The sequence below is a fragment of the Qipengyuania sp. ABI-127-1 genome (assembly GCA_022953095.1).
Lineage (GTDB): Bacteria > Pseudomonadota > Alphaproteobacteria > Sphingomonadales > Sphingomonadaceae > Qipengyuania.
Map to the genome: position 1 here is coordinate 78,778 of JALJCR010000001.1, position 20,387 is coordinate 99,164.

Annotated in this window: 22 protein-coding genes; 11 read left to right on the forward strand and 11 right to left on the reverse strand. The window is 62.3% G+C overall.

Features of this window, described 5'->3' with window-relative positions:
• Window position 1: 1 nt before the first annotated feature.
• Window positions 2–1,483, reverse strand: coding sequence for a TolC family outer membrane protein (locus MUY37_RS00435; RefSeq protein ID WP_499193519.1), 1,482 nt, complete (start codon window positions 1,481–1,483; stop codon window positions 2–4).
• On the reverse strand, window positions 1,484–2,080 hold the full coding sequence (locus tag MUY37_RS00440) for a protein-L-isoaspartate O-methyltransferase family protein (RefSeq protein WP_499193520.1): 597 nt from the start codon (window positions 2,078–2,080) through the stop codon (window positions 1,484–1,486).
• Between the two features lie 161 nt (window positions 2,081–2,241).
• Between MUY37_RS00440 and MUY37_RS00445 the strand changes: the two genes are divergently transcribed.
• From MUY37_RS00445 to MUY37_RS00455, 3 genes are read left to right on the forward strand one after another with little or no spacing between them, the layout of a single operon-like run.
• Window positions 2,242–3,759, forward strand: a complete 1,518-nt coding sequence (locus MUY37_RS00445) for a fumarate hydratase (RefSeq protein WP_499195094.1) — start codon at window positions 2,242–2,244, stop codon at window positions 3,757–3,759.
• A gap of 60 nt (window positions 3,760–3,819) precedes the next feature.
• A complete protein-coding gene (locus MUY37_RS00450) occupies window positions 3,820–5,061 on the forward strand; it encodes a sensor histidine kinase (protein ID WP_499193521.1) in 1,242 nt (413 codons plus the stop codon).
• On the forward strand, window positions 5,054–5,803 hold the full coding sequence (locus MUY37_RS00455; protein WP_499193522.1) for a LytR/AlgR family response regulator transcription factor: 750 nt from the start codon (window positions 5,054–5,056) through the stop codon (window positions 5,801–5,803). The genes MUY37_RS00450 and MUY37_RS00455 overlap by 8 nt, the downstream gene beginning before the upstream one ends.
• Before the next feature lie 188 nt (window positions 5,804–5,991).
• Here the strand turns inward: MUY37_RS00455 and MUY37_RS00460 are convergent, their stop codons facing one another.
• Window positions 5,992–6,285, reverse strand: a complete 294-nt coding sequence (locus MUY37_RS00460) for a UrcA family protein (protein ID WP_499193523.1) — start codon at window positions 6,283–6,285, stop codon at window positions 5,992–5,994.
• A gap of 192 nt (window positions 6,286–6,477) precedes the next feature.
• Here MUY37_RS00460 and MUY37_RS00465 point away from each other — a divergent pair, with 192 nt between their 5' ends.
• The 4 genes from MUY37_RS00465 to MUY37_RS00480 all read left to right on the forward strand — a co-directional run bounded on the left by MUY37_RS00465 (window position 6,478) and on the right by MUY37_RS00480 (window position 8,787).
• Window positions 6,478–6,744, forward strand: a complete 267-nt coding sequence (locus tag MUY37_RS00465; protein ID WP_499193524.1) for a hypothetical protein — start codon at window positions 6,478–6,480, stop codon at window positions 6,742–6,744.
• A 38-nt stretch (window positions 6,745–6,782) separates the two neighbouring features.
• Entirely contained in the window at window positions 6,783–7,637 is an 855-nt protein-coding gene (locus MUY37_RS00470) for a diacylglycerol/lipid kinase family protein (RefSeq protein ID WP_499195095.1), read from the forward strand.
• On the forward strand, window positions 7,627–8,487 hold the full coding sequence (locus tag MUY37_RS00475; protein ID WP_499193525.1) for a metallophosphoesterase family protein: 861 nt from the start codon (window positions 7,627–7,629) through the stop codon (window positions 8,485–8,487). The genes MUY37_RS00470 and MUY37_RS00475 overlap by 11 nt, the downstream gene beginning before the upstream one ends.
• A 102-nt stretch (window positions 8,488–8,589) precedes the next feature.
• Window positions 8,590–8,787: a hypothetical protein gene (locus tag MUY37_RS00480; RefSeq protein ID WP_499193526.1), complete on the forward strand. Its 198-nt coding sequence runs from the start codon at window positions 8,590–8,592 to the stop codon at window positions 8,785–8,787.
• Window positions 8,788–8,860: 73 nt separating this feature from the next.
• Here the strand turns inward: MUY37_RS00480 and rpsI are convergent, their stop codons facing one another.
• The 5 genes from rpsI to MUY37_RS00505 all read right to left on the reverse strand — a co-directional run bounded on the left by rpsI (window position 8,861) and on the right by MUY37_RS00505 (window position 12,116).
• A complete protein-coding gene (rpsI, locus tag MUY37_RS00485) occupies window positions 8,861–9,397 on the reverse strand; it encodes a 30S ribosomal protein S9 (RefSeq protein ID WP_499193527.1) in 537 nt (178 codons plus the stop codon).
• The gene (gene rplM / locus MUY37_RS00490; RefSeq protein WP_499193528.1) at window positions 9,397–9,876 is read right to left on the reverse strand and encodes a 50S ribosomal protein L13; all 480 of its coding nucleotides are present in this window, start codon (window positions 9,874–9,876) and stop codon (window positions 9,397–9,399) included. Before rplM ends, rpsI begins: the two co-directional genes overlap by 1 nt.
• A gap of 162 nt (window positions 9,877–10,038) precedes the next feature.
• A complete protein-coding gene (locus tag MUY37_RS00495) occupies window positions 10,039–10,767 on the reverse strand; it encodes a hypothetical protein (protein ID WP_499193529.1) in 729 nt (242 codons plus the stop codon).
• A 21-nt stretch (window positions 10,768–10,788) separates the two neighbouring features.
• Complete coding sequence (cutA, locus tag MUY37_RS00500) at window positions 10,789–11,094, reverse strand: divalent-cation tolerance protein CutA (protein ID WP_499193530.1); 306 nt, start codon at window positions 11,092–11,094, stop codon at window positions 10,789–10,791.
• Entirely contained in the window at window positions 11,091–12,116 is a 1,026-nt protein-coding gene (locus tag MUY37_RS00505) for a COX15/CtaA family protein (protein ID WP_499193531.1), read from the reverse strand. Before MUY37_RS00505 ends, cutA begins: the two co-directional genes overlap by 4 nt.
• Window positions 12,117–12,276: 160 nt before the next feature.
• Between MUY37_RS00505 and MUY37_RS00510 the strand changes: the two genes are divergently transcribed.
• The 3 genes from MUY37_RS00510 (at window position 12,277) to MUY37_RS00520 (ending at window position 14,350) form a co-directional block, all read left to right on the forward strand.
• Window positions 12,277–12,663: a MerC domain-containing protein gene (locus MUY37_RS00510; protein WP_499193532.1), complete on the forward strand. Its 387-nt coding sequence runs from the start codon at window positions 12,277–12,279 to the stop codon at window positions 12,661–12,663.
• A gap of 10 nt (window positions 12,664–12,673) precedes the next feature.
• Complete coding sequence (thiS, locus tag MUY37_RS00515; protein WP_499193533.1) at window positions 12,674–13,645, forward strand: sulfur carrier protein ThiS; 972 nt, start codon at window positions 12,674–12,676, stop codon at window positions 13,643–13,645.
• A 177-nt stretch (window positions 13,646–13,822) separates the two neighbouring features.
• Window positions 13,823–14,350 carry a hypothetical protein gene (locus MUY37_RS00520; RefSeq protein ID WP_499193534.1) on the forward strand — a complete coding sequence of 176 codons (528 nt, stop codon included), beginning with the start codon at window positions 13,823–13,825 and terminating at the stop codon, window positions 14,348–14,350.
• On the opposite strand, the gene MUY37_RS00525 is transcribed toward MUY37_RS00520, so the two are convergent.
• The 3 genes from MUY37_RS00525 to MUY37_RS00535 all read right to left on the reverse strand — a co-directional run bounded on the left by MUY37_RS00525 (window position 14,347) and on the right by MUY37_RS00535 (window position 19,004).
• Window positions 14,347–16,149 carry an AMP-dependent synthetase/ligase gene (locus MUY37_RS00525; RefSeq protein WP_499193535.1) on the reverse strand — a complete coding sequence of 601 codons (1,803 nt, stop codon included), beginning with the start codon at window positions 16,147–16,149 and terminating at the stop codon, window positions 14,347–14,349. The genes MUY37_RS00520 and MUY37_RS00525 overlap by 4 nt on opposite strands.
• 94 nt (window positions 16,150–16,243) lie before the next feature.
• Window positions 16,244–17,965 carry a gamma-glutamyltransferase gene (gene ggt, locus MUY37_RS00530; protein ID WP_499193536.1) on the reverse strand — a complete coding sequence of 574 codons (1,722 nt, stop codon included), beginning with the start codon at window positions 17,963–17,965 and terminating at the stop codon, window positions 16,244–16,246.
• Window positions 17,966–17,975: 10 nt separating this feature from the next.
• Window positions 17,976–19,004 carry a quinone-dependent dihydroorotate dehydrogenase gene (locus MUY37_RS00535; protein ID WP_499193537.1) on the reverse strand — a complete coding sequence of 343 codons (1,029 nt, stop codon included), beginning with the start codon at window positions 19,002–19,004 and terminating at the stop codon, window positions 17,976–17,978.
• Between the two features lie 358 nt (window positions 19,005–19,362).
• Here MUY37_RS00535 and MUY37_RS00540 point away from each other — a divergent pair, with 358 nt between their 5' ends.
• Window positions 19,363–20,286: a hypothetical protein gene (locus MUY37_RS00540; RefSeq protein ID WP_499193538.1), complete on the forward strand. Its 924-nt coding sequence runs from the start codon at window positions 19,363–19,365 to the stop codon at window positions 20,284–20,286.
• Window positions 20,287–20,387: the final 101 nt, after the last annotated feature.

The window sequence follows — 20,387 nt, forward strand, 5'->3', positions numbered from 1 at the left end:
CTCAATAGCCTGATTCGGTTCCGGTTTCATCCTCTGGCGGAACATCGGCGTTCGGGGCGGGTACCGCAACGGTGCTGGTCGAGATCGCGACCGGTTCGGGATCTCGATCCCAGTCCCAGACGCGCTCGCGCACTCGCTCGTAATTTTCCGCCGGATCGTAAAGCAGGCCTTCGCCGATGAAGCCGAGGTCGCGGGCTTCGGCACGGCCCATCGCCGCGAGCAGCGTGAACCCTGCGACATAGGCATTGCGGCGAGCAGTGACGAGCTGGACGCGCGCATTGAGCAGTTCCTGCTCGGCATTGAGCACATCGAGAATCTGGCGGCTGCCGATCGAATTTTCCGCGCGCACGCCTTCGAGGCTGAGAGCGGCCGCATCGACGGCGATACGACTGCTTTCGATCACGGCGAGCGAGGCCTGCCAGCTCGACCAGGCGGCCCGCACCTGCGCTATGATCTCGCGCTCGGTAGCGATCACCTGTTCCAGCGCCGCCGTCTCCCGCGCCTGTGCCTGGCGCTGGCGCGCCGCCGGCAGACCACCCTGAAAAATAGGAATGGTTATCCGCACGCCGGCATTGGCCGTCGTTTCCTCCTGAGCGATACCGCCCGCGCCACCGGCAAGAGTGTCGAAATAGTCGGTATAGGCCGTGTTTGCGAACAGGGACACATTCGGCAGGCGCCCCGAACCGGCGACCTCGCTATCGAAACCGGCGGCCTGGGCGCGTTCCTTGGCGGCGATCAGATCGGGATTGCTGGCCAGCGCGGTATCGACTGCGGTTTCGACATTCGCCGGTAAATTGGGGAGGGGCGGCGGCGGCTGCAGATCGGTGGGGGCTTCCCCTACGAGACGGATATATGTTTCGCGGGCATTGATAAGGGTGGCCTGCGCATTGCGCAGATCGCCCTGGGCGAGAGCGAGGCGCGATTGCGACTGGGCCACGTCGGTCCGGGTGAGGTCTCCGATTTCGAAACGGTCGCTGGTCGCCTGCACGTTGACCGACAAGACTTCCACCTGATTGGCGGAAAGCGAAACCAGCGCCTGACTGCGCAGAACATCCATGTAAGCGGCGACAACCTGGTTGAAGAGCGCGCTCTCGATGGCGCGCAAATCGGCCTGCCCAGCCGTTACGCGTTCCTTGGCCGCCTTGACAGCGTTGCGGATCGCCCCGCCGGCATAGACCGGAACTTCCAGGCTTGGTCCGATCTGCAAGACCCTTTCTGGTGCCGTAAAGCTGTTGGGCGAATTCTTGATGAATTCGGTATAGGTCGCAGTCGTGTTGATGCTTGGAATGCCCCGGGCTTCGTTGATCGGCACGTCTTCGTCGACCGCGCGCTGATTGGCGCGGGCGGCAAGCAAAGTCGGATTGTTCCGATAGGCCTGCGTCAGGGCTTCCTGGAGGGTGTCCGCATGGGCCGGTGCGGACAGTGCCAGCGCACCCACGCTTACCCCCAGAACAAGATTTTTCGAAAACCCTCCGCGACGCATTCAGAAACTCCAGCTTTGCGGCCGGTCGAATGCGCCGAGCCGCGGGATCCCCATTTCGGCAAGCGGCAACAATGCCAGCGCCTTGCCCGATTTGCGGCCGGTGGCGAGACGGGTGACGCCGCGCTCGACCATGCCGGTTACGATCCGCCCGCCATCCGCCACCAGCTTGGCCAGCGCGGCGGGCACATGTTCGATCGCCCCGTCGACCAGGACGAGCGTGTAGGCGCCCCGCTTTGCGCCATTGGCAGCCTTGTCGGGCGTGACCGTGTCGAGCTTCCCAACCAGCGGCTCGACCAGCGCGGGCAGATAACCGCTCCCGCCGTCGATCACGAGGACGCTGTCGTCCATCGTGGGGCGCGCTTCGGCCAGCATCGCGCCATGAAACAGCGGGGCGGGCAGGAATCCACCGCTCTCGAGCCGAATCGCGCGGTCCATATAGGCCGTGGCCTTCGCGCCTTGGGGGACGAAATCCTCACGCGCCACGGTGCCCATGCGTTCGAGCACGAAATCGTCGTTGACGCCGCTGGTTCGCAACTGGCTGTCGAGCATCGCCTTGCGGGCGGCGGCATAATCGAGGCGGGTAGTGGTCAGGGTCATGGGTCGTTCCGCGAGCTGTATTACATCAATAACACGCTTATGCAAGCTCCGGTTGCCTTAGGCGCAAGGCCCGTTGTGGCCAAGCGCTTTGACCGATGGCGGCAAACGCGCCTATCGGGGAGCGCAAATCTGCAACATGGGAATTTGCGGCGATGAGCGACATGACCGTCATCAGCGAAAACGACTTGATCGAGAGCGTGGCCGACGCACTCCAGTATATCTCCTACTACCATCCGATGGACTACATCCGCGCGCTGGGTGAGGCATATGAGGCGGAAAAAGGTCCGGCGGCGAAGGACGCGATCGCGCAGATCCTCACCAACAGCCGGATGTGCGCCGAGGGGCATCGGCCGATCTGCCAGGACACCGGCATCGTCAACGTCTTCGTCAAATGGGGCATGAATTGCCGCCTCGATAGCGACCGGTCCTTGCAAGAGGTCGTCGATGAGGGCGTGCGCCGCGCCTATAATCATCCGGACAATAAGCTGCGTGCCTCGATCCTAGCCGACCCGGCCTTCACCCGCCGCAATACGCGCGACAACACGCCGTCGGTGCTGTCGGTCGAAATGGTGCCAGGCAGCACGGTGAGCATCGATGTGGCCGCGAAGGGCGGCGGCAGCGAGAACAAGTCCAAGTTCAAGATGATGAACCCGTCGGACAATATCGTCGACTGGGTGATCGAGCAGATCCCGTCGATGGGTGCGGGCTGGTGCCCGCCGGGCATGCTCGGCATCGGCATTGGCGGCACGGCGGAGCATTGCATGAAGCTCGCCAAGCTGAGCCTGATGGACCCGATCGACATGGGCCAGTTGAAACAGCGGGGCGCGCAGAACGATATCGAGCAGCTCCGCATCGACATCTTCGATGCCGTCAATGCCATGGGCGTCGGCGCGCAGGGGCTGGGCGGTTTGTCGACCGTTCTCGACGTGAAAATTCTCGACGCACCCTGCCACGCGGCGGGCAAGCCGGTGGCAATGATTCCCAATTGCGCCGCCACGCGCCACGCGCATTTCACGCTCGATGGCTCGGGGCCTGCCTATCTCGAACCGCCCAGGCTCGACGAATATCCACAGGTTACCTGGAAGCCCGATGCGGCGGCCAGGCGAGTCGATCTCGATGCCCTCACTCCCGAGGAGGTGTCGAGCTGGAAGCATGGCGATCGCCTGCTGCTCTCCGGCAAGATGCTGACGGGGCGCGATGCGGCGCATAAGCGCATCAAGGACATGCTCAATGCGGGCGAAGAGCTGCCGGTCGATTTCAGGGGCCGGGCCATTTATTATGTCGGCCCGGTCGATCCGGTGATGGGCGAGGTCGTCGGCCCGGCCGGTCCGACCACTGCCACACGCATGGACAAGTTCACCGAGATGATGCTCGATCTCGGCCTCCTCGCCATGATCGGCAAGGCCGAACGCGGTCATAACGCGGTCGAGGTCATCTCCAGGTTCAAGGTCGCCTATCTGATGGCGACGGGCGGTGCTGCCTATCTCGTCAGCCGCGCGATCAAGGGGGCCAAGGTCGTCGCTTTCGAGGATTTGGGGATGGAAGCGATCTACGAATTCGAGGTGGAGGACATGCCGGTTACCGTCGCTGTCGATGCCGCAGGCAACAACGTCCACACGCTTGCGCCGGCCGAATGGCGTCGGCGGATCGCCGAAGGGGACCTCGAGCCCGCCGAATAGCAGGGCTCTCGACCAACCGCACAACCCATTCGACCGCCGCGCTGGCAATTGCGCGTGCGAATGGGCACATCGCAAAGCGTGTCGATCGATGAACGTCAGATGAATCCGCCAGATGAGCGCCTGTCCGGCAAAGTTGTCTTTGCCTCGATGGTCGGTCTGTGGCTCTGCTATTTCCTTCTGATCACGCTTCGCGGCGTGGTCGTCGGCCTTGAATTCCAGGACGAGCTGCTCTGGCGCCGCGCGCTGGTCTGCGTCATCGGCGTCGGGGTGACGGCTCTTTTGTGGCTTTGTCTACGTGCCGTTGAGAACCGGTCGCTGGGTATAAAAATCGCCGTTGCGCTGATCGCGGCAATGCCGGGCGCCATGATGATCGCGCAGGCCAATCGCTGGATCTTCGATTCGATCGAAGCCAAGGTCGAGCAGCAGATGGGCAAGGAACGCGGAATCGCGTTGCGGCGCGACGATGCCGGGAATCTCCTGATCGACCTTCCGCGCAGCCAAATGGGCGAAGAGGTAGAAGAGGCGGAGCAATCGGTGCCGCAGAGCGTGGTCATCGCGCCCGCGCCCACTTCGCTCGATCAATGGCGGATGACATTCGACCTTGCGATCGGGCGGTATTTCCTCCTGCTTGCCTGGGCGGCGCTATTTCTGGCTCTCCTTGCCGGCGCACAGGCGCGTGCCGCGGAACGTCGGGGAGAACGGTTCCGTAGCGCGGCGAAGGCGGCAGAGCTGCGCTCCTTGCGCTATCAGGTGAATCCGCATTTTCTGTTCAACACGCTCAACTCGCTTTCAGCTCTGGTCATGACCGGCAAAGCCGAACGCGCCGAGCAGATGATTCAAACGATATCCCGGTTTTACCGCCACAGCCTTGCCGACGATCCGACGGGCGATGTGACTCTGGAGGACGAGATCGATCTCCAGGAACACTATCTGGAAATCGAATCGGTCCGCTTCCCCGAGCGGTTGAAGGTTAAGGTCGATCTCCCGTCCGAACTGGCCGGTTTCAAAGTCCCTGGCATGATTCTACAACCACTCGTGGAAAATTCGGTAAAATACGGCGTCTCGGCATCGAGCAGGCCGGTGACGATCACCATCGCCGCGCGCGAGGAATATGGGCGGCTCGTGCTCACCGTTAGCGATGACGGGCCAGGCGCGTCTGGAACCCACGGCTTCGGCATAGGTCTCGCCAACGTTCGCGACCGCCTCGAAGCCCGGTTCGGCAATGCCGCGACGATCGTTTCCGGGCCATCGTTGACCGGCTATGAAACCGAGCTGAGGATCCCGATGGTGAAGCATGGCTGAGGAAGAAACCGAAAAACTCAAGACCCTGATCGTCGATGACGAGCCTCTGGCGGTCGAGCGGATGCAGGTGATCTGTTCGAAGATCGACGAGCTGCAGGTCGTCGGCACCGCCAGCGATGGCGCGCAGGCGCTGCGCTTGGTCGACGCGCTCACGCCCGACCTCATCCTGCTCGACATGACCATGCCGGAAGTGGACGGAATGTCGGTGGCCAAATCGCTGGCCAAGAAAGCGGAGCGACCGGCGGTGGTCTTTGTGACCGCGCATGACAATTACGCGGTCGAAGCTTTCGATCTCGATGCCGTCGATTATGTGCTCAAGCCGGTCAAGCCCGAGCGATTGGAACGGGCCGTGTCGCGCGCGCTCGCCCGGAGAGGCGATGGCGAGAGGACCGACAGCACGTGGTTGGACGAATTGTGGATACCGCACCGTTCGGAACTGATCCGCATTGCAACGTCCGAAGTTGGCCGGATCGATGCAGAGCGTGACTATGTCCGCCTGCATGTCGGGGAAGGTGAGGCCGGGAGGACTTATCTTCTCCTGCAGACCATTGCCGGGCTGGAAAAGCGGTTGGACCCCACAAAATTCATCCGCATTCACCGTTCGACCATCCTTCGCAGAGATCGCATTACCGGCCTGCGACATGATGGTCTGGGGGTCTGGTCGGTCGAACTCGACGACGGGGAAGCGCTGCGGATCGGCCGAACCTATCTGCCGAAGGTGAAGGCGATGGCTGGGCGCTAAAGGCGCTCACGCCGGTTTCCAACGACTACATACCTGACGTTATGAAGCGTGTCAGAGATGCGTGTGAGACATGCCGGGTCGCGGTGTGTTCGACCTGCCGACTGTCCGCTCGATTGCAGCGGGCAAAAAGTGACCCCGGCCGGGGGACTGCATCCGGCCGGGGTCGGTGGTTGGGCGGGAATGGGGTTTCAGCCGCCCAGGGACTCGTCCTTGATGCGCGCTGCGATCTGCTCGCTGGCGCTGATCTTGGCCGCCTCATAACACTCGCGCGAGCCCGGGCTTCGGACCCTGGTTCCAGTGCGCTGACGCTGGAAGCCGCATGCTTCACGCGCTGCGGCGTCGATACGCCGTTCGAGGGTCTTCTGGCCTGCGGCCGTGTCGAGATTGAGATCTTTGTAGGTGACGTTTACCGATTCGGCCTGCGCCGTGGTAGCGGACAGGGCGAGGCCCAGGGCGGCGAGTGTAGCGAGAGGTGTCTTCATGGTATCATCTCCGGGTCTGCGGCCGGCTCTATCGATGAGGGGAAACGCCTGCCGCACCAACTGTATTGCACGGCTACATCTGTAATCACACCTTCCGTTCGACAGGCAGCAGAGCGATTTGACCGGAGGTGTAGATTTGCCGACCAATGGTATTTGGCCATCGGCGGACGACGAGCGTAAGACACTCGTCCTATGGCGCTCGGTATCATCTTCGTGCTCGGGATCGTGAATTTCGCGCTTCACAGGGCAGTTCTCGATTCGAACCACCCCTTGCTCGATACGCTGCCCGCATCTTTCCGATCGGGTGGCGGGCGATTTGCCCTGGCGTTCGAATTCGTGGTCTTGCTCACGGCCATGCTTCTGGCCGGTCATGGCTGGCCCGCAGCGGCCTGGGCATATGGGTTTTACAGCTTGCTCAACGGAATAACCGCGTGGCTGATACTGAATGGCCGTATGTGACTGCGGGAACCGGGCGTGCGTTTCGGCGCTTCATCGTCATGGATTCCCCACGTTCCTGGTTGGTCGTCAATTCGCGCAGCGGTAGCAATAGTGACGCCGCGTACGATTCTTTGCTGGGCGCGTTGGCCATGCGCGGCTTGTCTCCAGATCGGACCGTGGAATTTCCTGCTCGGGCTTTGCCAACGCCGACCAGCCTTCGGGATGATGGAGTGACGCGTCTGGTCGTCTTTACCGGTGATGGCAGTCTGAACGCAGTGATCGAGGCTATGTCGGGATGGGACGGCGAGATCCTGGTCTTGCCCGGTGGCACGATGAATCTCATGAGCGCGCGCCTTCACGGCCAGGATGTCGCTTGCGAAGAGATACTCGATTGTGTTTCGCGGGGTGCCTACCGCCCGGTTCGTCCCATGATGGCGCGTTGCGACGCGGGCAGTGCGCTCGCAGGCCTTCTGGTAGGCCCCGGGACGGCATGGGCGGAAGTGCGCGAGGCAATGCGTGACTTTGACGTTGCCGGTTTGGCTCAGGGTGCCGGCGAAGCCATAGCCGAGACGACCGGAGGATCACGCGTGCGTCTGATCGAACCAGTGATTGGTCATAAGGATGGCTATCCGCTGATCGAATTGACACCAAGCCATCGCGGGCTGCAGGTCGACGGATATCGTCCCGAAAGCGCTAGCGATATCCTCCAGCAAGGCTGGGCGGTTCTGCGACGACGGTTTCGCGAAGGGCCTCACGAGCGGTTGGGTCTGCTCGACAGGGTGCGAATGGAAAACTGTGCCGGCGAACCCTTGCAGGTTCTGATCGACGGAGAGCCAGCGACTCTCCCCTCGCGGGCGGAATTCACTGTAGCTGATTGCCCCGTCGACCTGCTAGCGACATCCCATGGCTTCTGACTTCCGGCGGATTTTTCACCTCTCCGACATCCATTTCGGGCTGGAGAACAATCGCGCGCTTGACTGGGTGAAACAGGAAATCGCGGAAAAACGGCCCGATGCGGTCGCAATCACAGGCGATTTGACGATGCGAGCGAGGCATCGCGAATTTGCCGCGGCAACTCGCTGGATCAACTCGCTAGAGGCGCCTGTCACGGTCGAAGTCGGCAATCACGACATGCCATACTTCAACCCGATCGAACGCTTCTTCGCGCCCTATAGGCGGTTTCGTGGAATGGCGGAAAAGGTCGAAAAAGAACTCGATCTGGGCAGACTCGCGATTGTCCCGCTCAAAACGGCGGTCCGCATGCAGCCGCGGTTCAACTGGTCGAAGGGGTGGGTCAGCGGTAGAGCGCTTGCGCGATGTCTGGACGCCCTCGACGCTCTTCCAAGCGGGACGCGTGCGATAGTGGCAGTGCACCATCCCTTGCGTGAAGTCGGGACCCAGGGAACAGCCCTTACAAAACATGGCGGCAAGGCGCTGCGCGAACTGGCGAAACGCAATGTCGAAGCCGTTCTGTCAGGTCACGTCCATGATGCGTTCGATATCATGGAGAAGACCACCGAAGGGCCGGTTCGAATGATCGGTGCGGGCACCTTGTCGCAGCGCACGCGATCGACTCCGCCCAGTTTCAACGAAATCGAATGGGACGGCGAGAAACTGAGCGTCCAGGTGCGCAATCTGCAGGATGTCGACACGCGAGACATGCAGATCGACGATGTTCCGGAGAATGCGCTGCCGCCACGACAGGAGGGTGAGCCGGTCGCTCCGGTGCGCCAGGTCCCCCGCGTGGATCCTCCGATCCATTAACCACTGAGACTAATCCCGTTCGTCACCGCTCTGGAAATGCGCTTGCGTTCACGAAAGGATGCGCAACGGTGCAACGGTGCAACGGTGCAAGGGGGCTAAACGATGGAGCTCGTCAAGGCGGTGCCGCTGGGCGCCATTCTCACTCTGATAGTGGCGCTGACAATCGGGTCGCAGGGGTCCCGGGGTGGGCAGTTGGCGATTTTCCGGGTGGAGCTTTACCAGTTCGATTTCTGGTGGTCCTGGCCGCTCTTCATAGGCGGCACCGCGCTGGCCTGGGGCATTATGCTGTTGCAACGCTAGGCAGGTGCGCAAACAAGAAGGGCGGCTCCTCGCGGAACCGCCCCCCTTGGTGATCGGATGATCGGGTAAAGCCCTAGCGCTTCGAGAACTGGAAGCTGCGGCGTGCCTTGGCGCGGCCGTACTTCTTGCGCTCGACCACGCGGCTGTCGCGGGTCAGGAAGCCAGCGGCCTTGACCGTGCTGCGCAGCGCGGGCTCGTACTTGGCGAGAGCCTGCGAAATGCCGTGCTTGACCGCACCGGCCTGGCCCGAAAGACCGCCACCGCGAACGGTGGCGACGACATCGTACTGGCCCTGGCGATCAGTGATCGTGAAGGGCTGGTCGATGATCAGGCGTAGCGTCGGACGTGCGAAATAGACTTCCTGGTCCTTGCCGTTGACGGTGACCTTGCCGCTGCCGGGCTTGAGCCACACGCGCGCAGTGGCGTCCTTGCGGCGACCGGTGGCATAGGCGCGGCCCTGCGCGTCGAGTTCCTGCTCGCGCAGGGGAACTTCGGCGACTGCCGCGATGTCGGCGGCATCGCCCTGGGGCGCGTCACCGGCGATGTCCTTCAGATCGGCGAGATCCGAGACGGTTTCGTTCTTGGTTTCGTTCGGCGATTCGGGGGCCATTACGCGGCAACCTTGTTCTTGCGGTTCATCGAGGCAACGTCGAGCTTTTCGGGCTTCTGGCCGTCATAGGGGTGCTCGGTGCCGGCGAATACGTGGAGCGCGCGCATCTGTGCACGGCCAAGCGGGCCACGCGGAATCATGCGTTCCACGGCCTTTTCCAGGACGCGCTCGGGAAACTTGCCTTCCAGCACCTTGGCCGGAGTGGTTTCCTTGATGCCGCCCGGATGGCCGGTGTGCTTGTAATACACCTTGTCGTTCAGCTTCTTGCCGGTGAACTTCACCTTGTCGGCATTGATGACGACGACGTGGTCGCCGCAATCGACGTGCGGGGTGTAGCTCGGCTTGTGCTTGCCGCGCAGGATGTTGGCGATGATCGCCGCGACACGACCGACGACGAGACCTTCGGCGTCGATGATGTGCCACTTCTTTTCGACCTCGGCCGGTTTGATCGACCGGGTGGTCTTCGTAAGAGCCTTCATGGCTGGTTTCCGTTCCTAGTGTTCGTGCCGGGTCCCTAAGGTGCCGGCGTCAGTCGGCGAATCCGCGCAAACGGAACCGCAAAGCGCGCGGCAAATGACGGTCCTTGACGCTGTAGTCAAGCAATTCCGCGCGTGTCAGAGGAGGTAAAATAAAACCACAACCTATTCGAGGCGCAGAGACCAGCTTTCGCGAGCCAGGCGCGCATCGTCCCTTACCCGAGTGGCAATTCGGCGTTCAAACGTGTCGAGCAGGCCTCCCGGACCGGCGCTGGCCTTGAGAACAACAGAAACCTGGCCTTCCTCTCCCCCGGGCAGTGTCAGTGTCCTGCGTTCGCTTGCCTCCCCCACTACCGGAAAGAAGAGATCCGCCGGAATCTCTCTCGTCATGGCGTCGGCCGAGCTGGCCAGACGAGAGAGATAGGCCCTGCTTTCGTGCAATTGGTCAAGTGTGTGGCCCGCACGTTCCAGCATGGTCATGGCCACCTTCACTGCTTCGGCCTTGCCAGCAGCGGATTCGGTTGCTTCACCCACAATCCTGCCGTCCATGTCGAGACGCGCGGGAAATGGTCCGGAAGAGCGCCGTGCGCGCTCGATGGCGGCGATGGGCTCGAGATGAGCGGGGGCGACAACCCGGCTCGATATCTGTTCGCCGGTGACCAGTGCCGTCTCGCCATTGGTTTCGAAGCGTCCACGCCATGCGCGCGCGACCAGCAGTGTGGCTCCACGCGCCATCTCCCGTTCGAGTTCTCGGCGGAGGATGAATTCGCCACGCGGGAAGGTGATTGCGGTGCCCTGCGCAGCGAAGGCCGGACCGCCAGAAATGAAGAGCATGGCAGCTGAGGCCAGCCCGGTGAAAAGCTCCAGACTTTCCCTGCGGTCGATCGTTCTCAACAATGCCCCCGTTTGTCGACGTCATATCGCACCGAGCCAGCGTTGCGTTGCCCGCCCGGCTGCGTCGCAATTCCAGCCCACTATTGCGGGGGTATCATAGGGGTGCAAGTCTTCGAGACGCGCAATGGCCCGTGCGAGCAGTTTGCTCGACGTCTTCAAAAGGCAGGGGGCTTCCTCGCCTTCATCCACCGTTCCCTCCCACGCGAAGATCGATCGAACCGGCGAGCCGATATTGATGCAGGCCACGAGGCGTTCCTCGATCAAAGCACGGCCTATGGCCTCTGCGCTCACCGCATCCGGGAAGGGACAATAAATGAGCGCGGTCACGATCTGCGACCGAGCACGTGGGCACCCCAGGCGAAGCTGGCGACCAGCAGCGCGCCGACTACTTGGTGCGCCACCGCGACCCATAGCGCCACGCCGGTCCAGACCGTTGCGATCCCGAGCAATATCTGCGTGCCGAAGGCGGAATGGATCGCGATCGAGGCCGGTCGCGCGAGCGGTTTCACCTGCCTCGCCATCACGACCAGCGCCACCACCGCGACCCAGGCCCACCAGCGGTGCAGGAAATGTATCAGGAAGGGATCGTGTGTGATCGCGTAAAGGAAGCCGCGCGAATTGTCATATTCGGGAACAAGCCGACCCTGCATCAAGGGCCATGTATCCGAGGCGAGCCCGGCGTTGAGGCCCGCCACCCACGCACCCAGAAGGAGCTGGAAGAAAAGGATGGCACCAGCCCAACTTGCCGTGAAACCCCAGCGCGCCGGCCTGGAATTGCCCCTTGCCAGTTGCCTGAGGTCGAGCGCGGTCCAGACCAGCCCGCCAAGCGTGAAAAGCGCCGTGAGCAGGTGGATGGAAAGCCAGAAGTGACTCACATCGGTCATCGTTCCGGCAAGTCCGCTGCGCACCATGAACCAGCCGAACACGCCCTGGAGCCCGCCCAGGGCCAGCAGCGCTACCAGCCGCCATTTGTAGCCCTGCGGTATCGCGCCGCGTATCCAGAACCAGGCGAGTGGCAATGCAAAGGCCAGCCCGATCAAGCGGCCCAACAGGCGGTGAAACCACTCCCAGAAAAAGATGAACTTGAAAGCCGCGAGGTCCATGCCCGCTGGCCCGGTGACATTCTTGTATTCGCCGGTGGCTTTATAAAGATCGAATTCGGCCTGCCAGGCGCTTTCCGTCAGCGGCGGGATTGCACCGGTAATCGGTTTCCACTGGGTGATCGACAGGCCGCTTTCGGTCAAACGTGTGATACCGCCCACGGCGACCATCAGGACAACCATCGTCGCGACGACGAATAGCCAGTTTGCCAAGGCGACCGGTCGCCTGTTTCTGCTGGTTTCAGACATGGCTCTTTCTGTGGTTTCCACGCGAGCGCAGTGCAAGTGCAAAACGGACAAGCGCCAGCCCGGCCGTCGCAATCGATGAAAAGAGACGATCCCCAAGCGGTTTTCCTTGAAACGGGATACAACATAACATAACTGCCACACCATGCTGCAACGCGCCATCTTGCCGATTCGTCGGAGGCTCGACCGGGCGGGAATTTTCCTTTCCGGGGCCTGTGCATTGCATTGCCTGCTGTCGATCGCGCTCGTGTCGGGCCTGGGGATCGGGGGTGAACTTTTCCTGGCTCCCGAAATCCACGAGATCGGGCTCCTGCTGGCAACCTTGATCGCGGGCGTGGCGATCGGCTGGGGCGCGCTGCGCCACCGCATGGCCGCACCCTTCGTCATTGCCATGACCGGCCTTACTTTCATGGGCGCCGCGCTGGCGGTTCCGCACGGTATCAAGGAAGCCGTCCTGACCATCATCGGCGTCGCGCTGGTTTCTTTCGGACATATCCTCAATCTGCGCCATGTGCATTCCTCCGCTTGCAAGGAGCGCTGCGGGGACTAAGTCGGGCGGCATGATTGCCCTGACCGTAAACGGCGAAAGCCGCCGCACAGCCGCCACCACCATCGCTCAGCTCGTGCAAGAGCTGGAACTCGATCCCGCCAAGGTCGCGGTGGAGCACAATGGCACCATCGCTCCGCGCAGCGCCCTCGCCGATCGCGCGATCGCGGAGGGCGACACGCTGGAAATCGTTCATTTCGTGGGGGGCGGCCAGGGCGATGATACATGGTCGGTCGCCGGGCGCACATTCACAAGCCGCCTGATCGTGGGCACCGGCAAGTATAAGGATTTCGAGCAGAATGCCGCCGCGCTCGAGGCATCGGGTGCGGAAATCGTCACCGTGGCGGTGCGCCGCGTCAATGTCAGCGATCCGAAAGCGCCGATGCTGACCGATTACATCGATCCCAAGAAGGTCACCTATCTGCCCAACACTGCCGGCTGCTTTTCTGCGGACGATGCAATCCGTACGCTGCGGCTGGCGCGCGAAGCCGGCGGTTGGGACCTCGTCAAGCTGGAAGTTCTGGGCGAAGCCAAAACGCTCTACCCCGACATGCGCGAAACGCTCACCGCGACCGAAACCCTGGCCAAGGAAGGGTTTCTGCCGATGGTCTATTGCGTCGACGACCCGATCGCCGCCAAGCAGCTCGAAGATGCGGGCGCGGTCGCGGTCATGCCGCTGGGTGCGCCGATCGGTTCGGGTCTGGGCATCCAGAATCGCGTCACCATCCGCCTGATCAAGGAAGGCGCAAGCGTCCCGGTGCTGGTCGATGCGGGCGTCGGTACTGCCAGCGATGCGGCAGTGGCGATGGAACTCGGCTGCGACGGGGTGCTGATGAACACCGCCATCGCTGAGGCCCGGGACCCGATCCGCATGGCCCGCGCGATGAGGCTGGCGGTCGAGGCGGGACGCGATGCCTATCTCGCAGGTCGCATGGCAACGCGGAAATATGCCGATCCGAGCAGTCCGTTGGCAGGATTGATCTAGCCCCTAGAAGGCGACGCCCGAACATTCGCCAAGACACGCAGCGCGAGGGGATACTGCGTCTATCGGCCCGTAGGCCGAACAGCAAAAAGCGCAGGCAGCCAGTTCAGCGCTAACGCGACTTACCGCTTGTTAACCATATTCGGTGACACTCGGCCTTGTAGCTAGGGAGTGCCGATCATGGCCGCAACGGGTACCGCATCGATCACTATCGCCGAAATGCGCGAATTCGCCGGACTGACTGCCGCCGAGCAGCGCTATATCCGCCGCAGCCTCGATATAGGTCTTGGCCGCTGCGATGCCTTTCGCATCTGGGGCCGCAATGCGAGCGAAAACGCCGCGATCCGCAGCCAATATGTCGCCTATCAGGAACTGAAGGCGCTGCGCCAGTCGATCCCCGAACAATCGGGCCTCGACAGCGTCGAAGGCTTTGTCGGCAAGCTCACCCGGGTTGCCGCCTTCGATCTGGCGCAGGAGAGGATCGACAGCTTCTCTGCCTTCCGCTTCCTCTATGAACGCCTGATTTCAGCCGATGTGCGTCCGTGGCTGCCAAGCGCCTTCTGTGCTGCCTCCGCCTTGCCGCACATCCGCCCCGAACGCCGCAAGATGCTGCTGCAGTCGCTCAGCGAAGCCGCCGCAACCGCGCCGGGCTGGAGCGACCGCGCACCGAGCTTCTATCCCGAGTTTATCGAGGAAGTCGCGGCTTAGCCCCGATACAGCCCATCGAGCCGCTCGCCGTAGCGTTCCTTGATCTTGTGGCGGCGGATTTTCATCGAGGGGGTCATTTCCTCGTTCTCGATGGTGAACGGCTCGTCGGCGAAGGCGAACTGGCGGACCTTCTCGACCACTGAGAGATCCTTGTTCACCCGGTCGACCGCGGCGCGGATAGCGTTGCGGAACTCGGGTAGTTCCTGGACCTTCTTGCAGTCGAACTGCTTGCCCTGTTCACGGCACCATTCGAGCGTCCATTCGGCATCGGGCACGATGAGGCCGACGATGTAGGGCTTCTTGTCGCCTGCCACCATCGCCTGACCGATCTCTGGCTGTAACGTCAGCATGCCCTCGACCTTTTGCGGGGCGATGTTGTCGCCCTTGTCGTTGACGATCATGTCCTTCTTGCGGTCGGTGATGACGATCCGGCCCCTTTCATCGAGATGGCCGATATCGCCGGTGTGCAGCCAGCCGTCCTTGATCGTCCGCGCGGTCTCGCTCTCGTTTTGCCAGTAGCCGTGCATGACCAGCTCGCCGCGCACGAGAATCTCGCCATCCTCGGCGATCTTGATGTCGACCCCGCGCATGGCCGGGCCAACCGAATGCATCGCAATCCCCGCCGCCGGACGGTTGCAGCTAATCACCGGGCCGGCCTCGGTCTGGCCATAGCCCTGCAGCATGGTCAGACCCATCGCGTCGAAGAAAATGCCGACTTCGGGATTGAGCGGCGCCCCGCCGGAAACCATGGCTTTGATCCGCCCGCCGAAGCGTTGACGAATTTTCGGTTTGAGCAGGCGCGTGACTGCGAAATCCTTGAGTCCGTCGCCGAATTTCGAGCTATCTGCTGCACGCCGTTCCCCCACTTCGATCGCGGTGTTCATCAGTTTTTCGGCGAGACCGCCCTGCTTTTGGATCTGCTTCATGATCCGGGTGCGCAGCACTTCGAACAGGCGCGGGACGACGACCATGATCGTGGGGCGGGCTTCCTCGATATTGCTGGCGAGCTTTTCGAGTCCCTCGGCATAATAGATCTGTGCGCCAACGCTGATGGGCAGATACTGCCCGCCAGTATGTTCGTAGGCATGGCTGAGAGGGAGGAAGGAAAGAAACCTTTCATCTTCGGCAATACCGAAATCCTCGATCAGGATTTCCGCTGCCCCCGCAATGTTGCACAGGATTGCACCGTGGTGCTGGAGCACGCCGCGGGGAGCCCCGCCCGTGCCGCTCGTATAGATAATACAGGCGGTGTCGCCGCGGCCAATGCCGGAAATCCGCTGTTCCACGGCGCCGCGCGCGCCAGACGCGTCACCTTCGAGCATTTTATCCCAGTTATGGAAGGTAAAGCTGCCCGATTGCTGCCGGTGCAGATCGTCGATGCCGATCACATGTTCCGCGATGCCCGAAGCCTGAAGCGCGCCGTGGAGCGGCCTGAGTAGTTTCTCGGTTGAGACTATGACCGCTTTCGCGCCCGAATTGTCGAGAATGTGGACATGGTCGCGTTCTGTATTGGTCGTATAGGCCGGAACGGTGATGCAGCCCGCCGCCATAATGGCGAGATCGGAGATGCACCATTCGGGCCGGTTTTCCGATACCAGGCACACCCGGTCGCCGTCTTTCAGGCCCAATTCGCGTAAATTTTCCGCCAGAAGACACATTTGGTCGGCCGCTTCACGCCAGCTCAGCGTTTGCCAGGCACCATCGATCTTGGCGCCGAGAAAAGGCTGGTCGGCCTTTTCGTCGGCGCGCTTGAGAAAGAGTTCGACGAGATTGTTGGCTGAATCGATATCCGTCAGCACGGCAGGCTCCTCAGCAGTTCTTTTTATATATGTCGCTTTATGGGCACTGGCTTAGGATGCCTGCTGCGCTACGGCAAGCGGCCGACCATGCGGATCACGGTGTGTGGATTTGGTCCGCGAGTCTCGGATCGCGGGCCGCTTTCCAACCTGCGGCGGTGCGCAGAACCGCGCCGCCCTTCACCGGCGCCTCGCGGAGAAAAACCTGCCGATGGCCCAAGGACCGGAACACATCCGCCCGATCTTCGAGCCAGGTCCCCTTCTCGAGCAACAGGCGATCGCCAAAGGCCATGACAAAGGGCAGGCCGAGGATTTCGTCGGCCGAAAGCTGAAAATCGATTGCTCCGATGATGGCGCGCGCGGTCTGTACGGGGATAGTGCTGCCGCCGGCCGCGCCCACGGCGAGGAACGGCTTGCCTTCAGGGTCCCAGACGACCGTCGGCGACATCGAGCTGCGCGGTCGTTTGCCGCCCTCGACCCGATTGGCGACGAGCTTGCCGTCGACGACCGGCGAACGGCTGAAATCGGTCAGTTCATTGTTGAGGAAGAAGCCCCCTGCCATGAGGCCCGAGCCGAATGCACCTTCGATGGTCGAGGTGTAGCTGACCATTGTGCTGTTTGCGTCGACGACCGCGAAATGAGAGGTGCCGTGTTCTTCTGGTTCGTTCCCGTCCGCTACGGCGGTCGGTGCACCTTCCGGAATGCCGGCAGTGACTGTGCCGAGGGCCGTGTCCGCCTCGATCAGTGCGCTGCGTGAGTCGAGATATTCCGGATCGACCAGACCCGCGACCGGTACCGAAACGAAATCGCTATCCGCGAGGTAAAGCTCGCGATCGGCATAAGCGAGGCGCTGCGATTCGACGAAGAGGTGCCAGGTCGCCGGATTGTCCACCCCCAGGGCTGTGAGATCGAACCGCTCGAGCTGACCGAGAATCTGCAGCACGGCGATACCCCCCGAGGTCGGCGGACCCATGGTGCATATCCGATAGGCGCGGTAGGTGCCGCATACGCCATCGCGCGTTTTGGCTTTGTAACCAGTGATGTCCGCATAGGACATGGCGCCATCGCGCGGCGTGTCCGCGGAAACCGTTTCGGCGATCTCGCGGGCAAGACCGCCCGTATAGAAAGCTCTCGGGCCTCCCGCCGCGATCGCTTCGAACGTCCTGGCCAATCGTTCATTGGTCAGGCGGGTTCCGACGGGAAGAGGATTGCCTGCAGCATCGAAGAATAGTGCACGCGCCTCTTCGGTATGCGCGGACCGGTTCTTCGCTCGTTCGAGCATGCCATGCAGGCGCGGATTCATCTTGAACCCCTCGCGCGCAAGTCGGATCGCCGGATCGAAAAGGGTCGCCCAGCCAAGCTTGCCATGCGCTGCGTGGGCCTTGGCCGCCAAGGCGATATTGCCCGGGACACCGACCGACAACCCGCTGCGGACGGCTTCCATATAGGGCAGCACGTTCCCTTCTTCATCAAGGAACCTTTCCGGCGTTGCCGCCAAGGGCGCCGTTTCTCGCCCATCGTAGGTCCCGACGGACCCGTCCGCCGTTCCGCGCACCAGGAAGCCGCCGCCTCCAATGCCCGAACTCTGCGGTTCGACGACGGTCAGGGCCAGCATCACGGCAATCGCCGCATCGGTCGCGCTTCCGCCCCGAGCGAGCATGTCTTCGCCGGCGGCTTGCGCACGGGGATCGGCCGCCGAAACCGCTCCCGCGAAGGCGAGCGCTGTCGGCGCGGTGTCGATAATGGATTGCGTGGTGGTGGTGGTGGCGCAGCCGGCAAGGGCCATTGCCATCAGCGGGCCGGAAAATATCCTGATCATCCGCCGCTGCCTATTCGCTTCCGACCGCTTCCGCAATCGACGCGAACCCATCCCGGCGCATTAGCTTCTCGACGCCCCGCAGGATGCGGCGCGGCAGGCCGGGGCCTTCATAGACCATGGCGCTATAGAGCTGGACGAGGCTCGCGCCCGCGCGGATACGCGCCCACGCATCCTCGGCACTGGCAATACCGCCGACACCAACCAGCGGTACCGCGCCGCCAGTGGCCGTGCGAAAATCCCGCAACCGTTGCTGGGCAAGGTCGCGCAAGGGGGCGCCCGACAGGCCCCCGCTTTCGCATGCGTAGCTGCTTTTGAGCGGGGGGCGTGCGATCGTGGTATTGGCCACGATCAATGCGCCCAGCTCGCGCTCGACGGCAATACGCGCAATCGCGTCGATATCCGCTGGCTCGAGGTCCGGCGCGACTTTCAGGAAAACGGGCGGACCGGCTTCGCCGCGCGCGTCGATGACCGCGTCGAGCAGGCCCGCCAATGCGCCTTCGTCTTGCAAAGCACGAAGGCCCGGGGTGTTCGGGCTGGAAATATTGACGGCGAGATAGGACGCAAATGGCGCCATGAGCCGGGCCATGACCGCGTAATCGGCGGTCCGATCCTCGCTGTCCTTATTCGCGCCGATGTTGATCCCCACGATACCGGGGCGGCTTGCGCGCTTCTTGAGACGAGTCAGCGCGTCCTGCGCTCCGCCATTGTTGAAGCCCATCCGGTTGATGACACCGCGGTCCTCGACCAGCCGGAAAAGGCGCGGCCTGGGGTTGCCCTTTTGTGGGCGCGGGGTGATCGATCCGACTTCGGCAAATCCGAAACCGAGACCGAGTAGCTGATCGGGGACCTCGGCATCCTTGTCGAAGCCGGCCGCCATACCCACAGGGTTCGGAAAAGCGAGCCCGGCAATCTCCACGGCCAGAGGGCCTGCACGTTGCGGCCCGACCCGAGGGGAAACGGACAGTGCCTTTACGGTAAGACGGTGCGCACGCTCTGGATCGAGAGCGAAAAGAGCGGGGCGGGCGAGGTCGAACAACATGCCAGCGCCATGCCGTCTCATGCTTCCGCTGTCGAGGTTTCCGGGGCTGGGCGAGGCGCGCACCATGCGAGCAGAGCGCAAAGAAAAACTCGCATTTTGAGGCCTGTCGCTTGCATACAATCAATTGTCACAGACTCAGCCTAACACACTTTTGCGACCCGAAGGGCTCGGAGCAGTTCTGCAACGAGTTCTCGACTTCAGGGGGCGGTCTTCACAGGCCGCCCCTTTTTTGTGAAGAGCGCCTTTCTGTAGCGCTTGGCGAGCGAATGGAATTATTTCTTCATATTGCAATTGCGAGTGTAGCGCTTTTGGCGTATTTATACAATTTACTGGGTGAGGCAAAAAACGGGGCAGGGGTTTGTCGGGTCTTCCGGGTGACGACGCGTCACAACTTTTCGAATTCGTAGCCGCGCCGCCCGAGCTCGCGCCATACCTGAACTCGCTATACATCTGGCGCAGCCCGGACGATCAGCTGGACGATGTGCTGCCAGCCTATTCGGGCCAGATGGTGGTGTTCGCGCAGGGTCTCGGCCGGATGCAGTTCGATGGTGACGACGTTGGCGAAACGAGCGATGCCTTCTTTCTCGCACCCCTGTGTCAGGCGCGCCATTTCAGCGTTTCGGGTCCGGCCACGTTATTCGGCGTATCGCTGAACTTCCGGGGGTGGGCGGCTCTTTCCGGCCTGTCGGTTCACGACTACCACGATTGTTTCCTGGATCCCGGAATGGTGCTCGGGGCAGGTCTCGCGGATGAATTCGGGGCGCTGGGCGAGCAATGGCGAGCCAATCAGCTCGATGACAAAGGCTTGCTCGATGCCATGTGCGATATCGTCAGGCGGGGCATTTCCGAGCTGCCCGAGCAGCATCTCGCGGTGATCGACCGGACGCTCGAATGGCTGTCGGGCTCGTTCAAGCCGGACCTCGACGACCTTTACGAACGATTGCCCTATTCCAAGCGGCAGTCACAGCGGCTGGTGGCGCAATTCTTCGGGCAATCGCCCGTTCGGTTGGTGCGCCGCTACCGTGCGGTGCGCGCTGCCACTCTCCTCTCCATCCCGGAGCTGCCGGAAGAACTCGAAGCGGAAATTCGGGAGGCATTTTACGATCAGGCACATCTCATCAAGGAGATCCGCTTTTTCACCGGGCGCACGCCCAAGCGCCTGCAGCCCGATGCCGGTTCTCCCATCAACGACATGCTGGGGCCTGATGGCTACAGCTCGGTCGACCTGTTCGGCTCGGGCGAGGCGGAACAACTGGGCAGGGCCCCGCTCACCGACAGCTAATTGCTAACGACTCGCAAGACGGCGATTCTCGTTGAAATGGCGCTTTTCCGAGCCTACTTGATCAATCGGACCGATTTGGTCCGATTAAGCTTGGCGTTGCC